General features: G+C 68.6%; 7 protein-coding genes. 2 read left to right on the plus strand and 5 right to left on the minus strand.

Features of this window, described 5'->3' with window-relative positions:
• Positions 1-33: 33 nt before the first annotated feature.
• From E1289_RS21925 to E1289_RS21940, 4 genes are all read right to left on the minus strand, one after another.
• Complete coding sequence (locus tag E1289_RS21925; RefSeq protein WP_131983052.1) at positions 34-1,173, minus strand: sulfotransferase; 1,140 nt, start codon at positions 1,171-1,173, stop codon at positions 34-36.
• A 13-nt stretch (positions 1,174-1,186) separates the two neighbouring features.
• Positions 1,187-1,972: an SDR family oxidoreductase gene (locus E1289_RS21930; protein ID WP_131983054.1), complete on the minus strand. Its 786-nt coding sequence runs from the start codon at positions 1,970-1,972 to the stop codon at positions 1,187-1,189.
• The gene (locus E1289_RS21935; RefSeq protein ID WP_243713048.1) at positions 1,972-3,177 is read right to left on the minus strand and encodes a hypothetical protein; all 1,206 of its coding nucleotides are present in this window, start codon (positions 3,175-3,177) and stop codon (positions 1,972-1,974) included. The genes E1289_RS21930 and E1289_RS21935 overlap by 1 nt, the downstream gene beginning before the upstream one ends.
• 66 nt (positions 3,178-3,243) lie before the next feature.
• On the minus strand, positions 3,244-3,717 hold the full coding sequence (locus tag E1289_RS21940) for a nuclear transport factor 2 family protein (protein ID WP_131983056.1): 474 nt from the start codon (positions 3,715-3,717) through the stop codon (positions 3,244-3,246).
• A 137-nt stretch (positions 3,718-3,854) separates the two neighbouring features.
• On the opposite strand from E1289_RS21940, the gene E1289_RS21945 reads away from it, so the two are divergent.
• Positions 3,855-4,721 (plus strand): hypothetical protein, encoded by an 867-nt coding sequence (locus tag E1289_RS21945; RefSeq protein ID WP_131983058.1) that lies wholly within the window; start codon positions 3,855-3,857, stop codon positions 4,719-4,721.
• A 248-nt stretch (positions 4,722-4,969) separates the two neighbouring features.
• Here E1289_RS21945 and E1289_RS21950 read toward each other — a convergent pair whose 3' ends face one another.
• Positions 4,970-5,743, minus strand: coding sequence for an SDR family oxidoreductase (locus E1289_RS21950; RefSeq protein ID WP_131983060.1), 774 nt, complete (start codon positions 5,741-5,743; stop codon positions 4,970-4,972).
• Between the two features lie 78 nt (positions 5,744-5,821).
• Here E1289_RS21950 and E1289_RS21955 point away from each other — a divergent pair.
• The coding region (locus E1289_RS21955; RefSeq protein WP_131983062.1) for a TetR/AcrR family transcriptional regulator at positions 5,822-6,132 on the plus strand (311 nt) is incomplete at its 3' end.

A 6,132-nucleotide genomic window follows, 5' to 3' on the forward strand; every position in this document is an offset into this window, starting at 1 on the left:
CACTGGACGGGCAGCCTCGCCCGGGCAGGTCGCTCAGTCGGCGAAGCGTTCCTCGACCTGCTCGGGCGTCAGGCCGAAGTCTTCGAGCGCGTAGCGGTGGGACGGCCTGGCGGCACCGGTGGCGCTCTCCTTGTGCAGGTTCGTCATCGCCGTCCGGGCGTCGTCGCCGAACGGGAGCCCGAAGTGCCGGTAGATGCCCTCCGCCGTCGCGACCGGGTCGCGGACGAAGTCGTCATAGTGGACGTCCACGAACTGCGCGGGATCGCGGCGGGCCCGTTCCGCGCGGAACAGCTCCAGGCCGCGGCTCCAGAGTTCGAGCTGGTCGCGGCCGATCACGGCGCCGGTGAAGACGTCCGACCAGCCCGCGGTGGCGTGCGCGGCGAGGCTGCACATGGACGCCATCGCCGTCCGCGGGTCCCGGTGCGTCTGGACGATCAGCGCGTCGGGGTAGACGTCCAGCAGCGCGTCCAGGGCGAACAGGTGGCTGGGGTTCTTCAGCACCCAGCGCCGCCCAGGGTCGTTCAGGCCGATGAGCCGCAGGTTGCGGCGGTGCCTGCGGTAGGCGGGCGTCCAGTCCCGGCCCGCGAGCCACTCCGAGTACGTCGGCAGGTGCGCCAGGCATTCGAAGGAGATCGACAGCATGCTCTGGCGGAGGAGCTGCCAGCATTCCTCGACGGAGTCCGCCGAGATGTAGTGGACGCCCATGAACTCCGGGTTCTCGATGTGGTGCCGCCGGTATCCGGCGTCGATGGCCTGGAAGACCGGGTCGTCCGCCCACGTCTCGCGGGGCGGGCGCGGCTGCGGCACCTCGGCGAGCCAGAGGTCGAGGCCCTGGTGGGCGGGGTCGGCGGTGAGCAGCCGGTGCAGCGCGGTGGTGCCGGTGCGGGGCAGGCCGGTGACGAAGATCGGCCGCTCGACCGGGACGTCCGCGTGCTCGGGATGCCGCCGCCACGCCGCCTCGGAGAACTGCCGGGCGGCGAGCGCGCCGCGCAGCATCGCGCGCTGCGCCTTGTTGCCGAGGGGGGTGAGCCCGGCGTCCTTGTCGTAGGACTCCAGGAGCACCTTCAGCCCGTCCAGGTAGTCGTCCTCACCGAAGTCGTCCAGGCCGGTGATCCTGCTTGCCGAGGCGTGGAGGTCCTCGACGGTGCCCACGGTTTCGCGGCCTTGGGTCATGCGGGCGCCCTTTCTAGTGGTGCCATTCGCCGGCGTTGACGTCCAGGCATTGTCCGGTCACCGCGCGGGCGAGCGGCGACAGCATGAAGACCACGGCATCGGCGACCTCGTCCGGGTCGGGCAGTTTACGCAGGTCGGTGGTCGCGGCGTTCTCGTCGTAAATCTGCTGCGCCGTGACGCCTCGTTTTTTCGCCAGGTGGTCGAAGTACCACTTGAGGTTGTCGGCCCAGATGTATCCGGGCGCGATCGTGTTGACTCGCACGCCGCGCGGGCCGAGTTCCGTCGCGAGGTTCTGCGCCATGGCGAGGAGCGCGGCCTTGGCCATCTTGTAGGCGCCGAACGTCCGGCGGGAATGCCTGAGCACCGCCGAGTTGACCATCACGACGGAGCCGTTGTGCTCCTCGAGCGCCGGGACGAACAGGCGGGTGAGGTGCAGGGCGGCCAGCACATTGGTCTCGAAGCCGCGCCGTACGGCGTCGAGGTCGACCTTGGTGAGGTCTTTCAGCGGCGGGGTCGCGAAGGCGTTGTTGACCAGGCCGTCCACGCGCCCGAAGGCGTCGTGCGCCGTTTCGGCGAGCCGTTCGCAGGCCGCCATGTCGTTGATATCGGTCGGAACGGAGACCGCGCGGCGCCCTGTTTCCTCGACTTCCTTGGCGACCTCGGCGAGCCGGCCTTCGTTGCGCGCGGCGAGCACCACATCGGCCCCCGCCTTGGCGCACTGGAGGGCGAGGCCGCGTCCCAGGCCGGGACCGACACCGGAGATGACGATGACCTTCCCGGCCAGCAGTCCGGCGCCCATCAGCCGAGCATCCTTCTGGCGACGGCCACCTGCCGGGCGGCGATTCTCTCCCGCCATTCCTGCTCGGTTACCCGCTGCCGCTCGTAATGGGGAAGCCGTCGCGGCAGCTCTGCAAAGGGCATCACCTCGACGCTCGGCCCGTCCGCCGGGGTGAGGTCGCGGGTGAGCCGCTGCCAGCGGAACTGGAGGTAGCCGCGCCGATGGCCGGTCCGCTCGATCCAGTTGGCGAGACCGGGATCGCGTTCGCTAACGACATACCGGATCATGCCGTCGTCGTCCACGCGGGCTTGGCCGGCGGTGAGGCTGGTCTGGTGGTTGATGTAGTCGAGCGAGACGTACCACATGCTGCCGAGCTGGAAGCCCTGGTAGGGCGCGACCTCCCGGTGGGCGGCGGGCGCAGTGATGACCATGACCTCGTCGTCGCCCAGGTCGTAGTGGCCGACGGACGAGAACTGCGTGGCGAGCCCGCCGGGCGTGGGGCGCGGCTCGGTGAGCGTGTTGACCGGCAGGTTCAGGTAGTGCCATTCGGGAAAGGCGAGGAAGGTGCGCAGCCGCGCGACCAGCATCTTCCCGGCCACCGCGTACCGGCGGGCCATCCGCTCGGACGGAACGGGCGGCGGCGACGTGCCGAGCGTGTCGGCCCGGTGGATGCGGATCTCGCCGGGACGCTCGTTCTCCCAGTCGCTGAACACCTCCCGGACGATCAGCATCGCCGACCCGGGCGCCACGGCGACGTAGCCGGGTTCGGGGTCGGCTTTCGGCGGCCCGAACCGGAGCTGGAAGGTCCCGTCCGCGGCGATGTCCAGCTCCCGGTCATCGAACGCGGTGAGGCTGTCGGGCGACTGGGTGGGCGAGTAGTCGCCGTTCATGATCTGGAAACTCAGGTCGGCGGTGCTCCCCCGGCGCCCGGTGACGACGTACTCCGCGTCGTCCCTGATGTAGGCGTGGAAATACAGGGTGTCGGGGTTGTCGAGGCCGAGCTTCGTGTACGGCCCGGTGGACGAGGCGAAATACGGATACTCGTGCTGGTACGCCTGCACCATGTGCAGCGACGCCTTGATGCTGCCGGCGAGGTAGTCGAGCCCTTCCGCCAGATCCTGGTCGGTCTTGACGTGCGGCGCGCTACGGATGATCTGCTCGGCCTCCGCGATCGCCTCGGCGAACGATCGCGTAGCCGGACTGCCTGCGGCTGAGTCGATGGCCACCTGACTCCCCTCAACGTCTGACGGACGGTAGAACTCGTTCTATGTAGGGGCAATGGAGAGTCCCGGTCATCGGGAGTTTGGAATCCCGGCGGTGAACTTGAGGCTCGGCATGTCGTCCAGCGACACCGTGTACTCGTACGTACGCTTGTGCCCGGTCTTCTCGACCAGCCAGCGCCCGTCCGCGCCGCGCCGGTAGACGTCGTGGTAGAACGCGGCCCCCCGGATGAGCAGCCGCTGCTCGATCAGGATGATCGAGTCGTCCAGCGACCACGTACCGGTCGCCCGATCCCCGTCCACGTTGATCTCCGGCGCACCCGCCGTGTGGGTGGAGATCTTGTCGGGGCCGAGATTGCCCCGCATGTAGTCGACGATCGCGTCCCGCCCCTCCAACCGGAGCGTCTTGCCGAGCAAGGGCGTGTCGTACTCGGCGACGGCGTCCTCGGTGAACAGCTCGGCGAACTCGTCCCACAGCTTCAGGTCGACGCAGCGCAGGTAGCGGTACTTGAGCCGCCGGATCTCTTCCAGAGTGACCAGGTCCATGAGACGCATCCTGCTCGCCGCGGCCCGATTAGACAAGAACAGGTTCTAATTCGCTGCCGGCGAGCCTCCCGGGCACGGACCGGGTTGTGCCGGTTGCCGCAATCTGGGTTGATGATGGCGGAACGAGGAGTGCGCGCATGGACCCGGACGAGCGGGAAGAACTGTTCGAGCAGGCGGTGAATCTCGCCGCCGATCGCAGGACCTGGTCCGACGCGGACCGGCTGTGGACCCGGGTGGTCTCGGCGTACGAGGCGGCGATCGACACCTCCGCCAAGGTCGACCGCAACGACGAGCGGCAGGTGGCCCGCGCCCTCTGGCGGCATGCGTCGCTGCTGTCCATGCTGGGTCGTGCCGACGAGGCGGTGGACAGGGGGCGGAAAGCGGTCACCTGGTTCACGCGGATCCATGACGCGGTGAACGCCGAGCACGCGGATCCGAAGACGGGACGCCGCGACGAGGCACTAGGCGAGCTACTGACCGCCATGGCCGATCTGGCCGGCTTCGAGTTCACCGCCGGTCGCCACGCCGCCCGCCTGGATCTCCTGAGACAGGCGGCCGAATCGGGCATCGCCGAGGCGGCGAACCCGCTGACCGCTGGCCCGCACACGAAAAGGGCGATGGGTTTCGTCTATCACCACTACGCCGCCGCCCTGCTGGAGAGCGGCGGCGACCGCGACGACCTCGTGCAGGCGTCACTGATGGCGTCGTTGGCCGTCGAGATCCGGCAGGGTGACCTCGACGCGGCGAAGCTGGACACCGCGTGGGAACTGGCCTCCACCTACGTGGTGTTCGCCCGTTGCCTGGTCGCGATGGACGACCGCCCCCGGCTCGACATGCTGGTGCCGTTGGCCGAGAACCTCATGGATTTCCTGGGACCGTCAGCGGCGGATCTGCGCGAAGAACTGCGCGTCGTAACGGCACCGGAAGCCATTCCGGAACTCCCTGACATCCTCCCCCAAAGGCTCGCCGCGCACCCGCCGCGGCGCCGCTGGTGGCGCCGATAGAAGTCACACGGACGAACTGTTCCGCCATGGGGAACTTCGTCTGCCCCGGTCATCGCCGGCTGAGCGGCCCACCGCGGCCCCGCACCCGGAGTGGAGATGGGCCGGCCTCACCTCACACATCTCCATGCCCAGCAGGCGAGCGCCCCGAAGGCTCAACATCCAAAACCTTCGGTTCCGGCACAGCCACCGTCCATGATCCGTCATTCGACGGAGGCCCCCACGGGCCACCTACGCCTATCCCACCGGGGTCACAACCCGGCACCCCCGGTCGCGTCGATTACCCTGCCGGTCACCCAGCGAGCATCATCGGACGCGAGGAACGCGACAACGCCCGCGATATCATCGGGCTGCCCGACCCGCCCCAACGCGGCCAACGACGCCGCATAAGCCTCGGCCTCCGCGTTCCCCCGCAACCACCCGGCGTTGGTGTCGGTGTCGACGATTCCAGGCGCCACCGAGTTGACCGTGATCCCCCGCGGCCCGAGTTGCTTGGCCAGGTTGAGAGTGAAGTTGTCCAGGGCACCCTTGGTGGCCCCATAGGCGATGATCTCCGGCATGGCCAGGCGGGCCACGCCGCTGGAAATGTTGATGATCCGTCCACCGTCCCGAAGGCGTCCCGCCCCTTCCTTGACGATGAAGAACGGCGCCCGGACGTTCACCGCGAAGAGCTCGTCGAACTCGGCCTCGGTCAGCGAACCCAAGTCGGAACTGCGACCGATGGCCGCGTTGTTGACGATGATGTCAACGCCCTCCCCCACCGAGTGCCGCTCGACCTCCGCATCGAAGGACGCCCACAGCGAGGCCGCGTCGCCCTGCCTCCCCAGCTCCGCCTGGATCGGGAAGGCCCGGCCACCGTCCTTGCGAATCCGCTCAACGACCCCGTCAGCCGCAGCCCGGTTGCGGGCGAAGCCGACCGCGACCACGGCTCCGTCCCGGCCGAGCCGCTCAGCGATGCCCCGTCCGATGCCCCTGCTGCCCCCGGTGACCAGCGCAACCTTGCCGTCCAGCACCCGCGTGCTCATACGACCCCCTCTTTCTTGAGCGATGACTCAACAAAGAAGATAGCACGAATTCTTGAGCGAACGCTCTACAATGAGGCCATGGCAAGAGGACGCCCACGCACCTTCGACCGCGACACCGCCCTCGCCCAGGCCACACGGCTGTTCTGGGAACGCGGCTACGAGGCCACCTCCGTCGGCGAACTCACCAACGCGATGAGCATCAGGCCGGCCAGCCTCTACGCCGCCTTCGGCGACAAGAAGTCCCTGTTCAAGGAGGTAGTGGAAGCCTACGGACGCTCCCCGGCCGGCGCGTTCATGGGCGAGGCCCTAGCGAACGAGCCGACCGCTCACCGCGCCTTCACCCGCATCCTCCACGAAGCCGCGACGATCTATTCGGACCCAACCCACCC

Origin of the sequence: Actinomadura sp. 6K520 (genome assembly GCF_004349245.1) — a bacterium.
GTDB lineage: Bacteria > Actinomycetota > Actinomycetes > Streptosporangiales > Streptosporangiaceae > Spirillospora.

Bases quoted from the DNA above. Each gene is read 5' to 3' on its own strand.
- E1289_RS21925 (WP_131983052.1), bottom strand. From the start codon at position 1,173: ATGACCCAAGGCCGCGAAACCGTGGGCACCGTCGAGGACCTCCACGCC.
- E1289_RS21930 (WP_131983054.1), bottom strand. From the start codon at position 1,972: ATGGGCGCCGGACTGCTGGCCGGGAAGGTCATCGTCATCTCCGGTGTC.
- E1289_RS21950 (WP_131983060.1), bottom strand. From the start codon at position 5,743: ATGAGCACGCGGGTGCTGGACGGCAAGGTTGCGCTGGTCACCGGGGGC.
- E1289_RS21945 (WP_131983058.1), top strand. From the start codon at position 3,855: ATGGACCCGGACGAGCGGGAAGAACTGTTCGAGCAGGCGGTGAATCTC.
- E1289_RS21940 (WP_131983056.1), bottom strand. From the start codon at position 3,717: ATGGACCTGGTCACTCTGGAAGAGATCCGGCGGCTCAAGTACCGCTAC.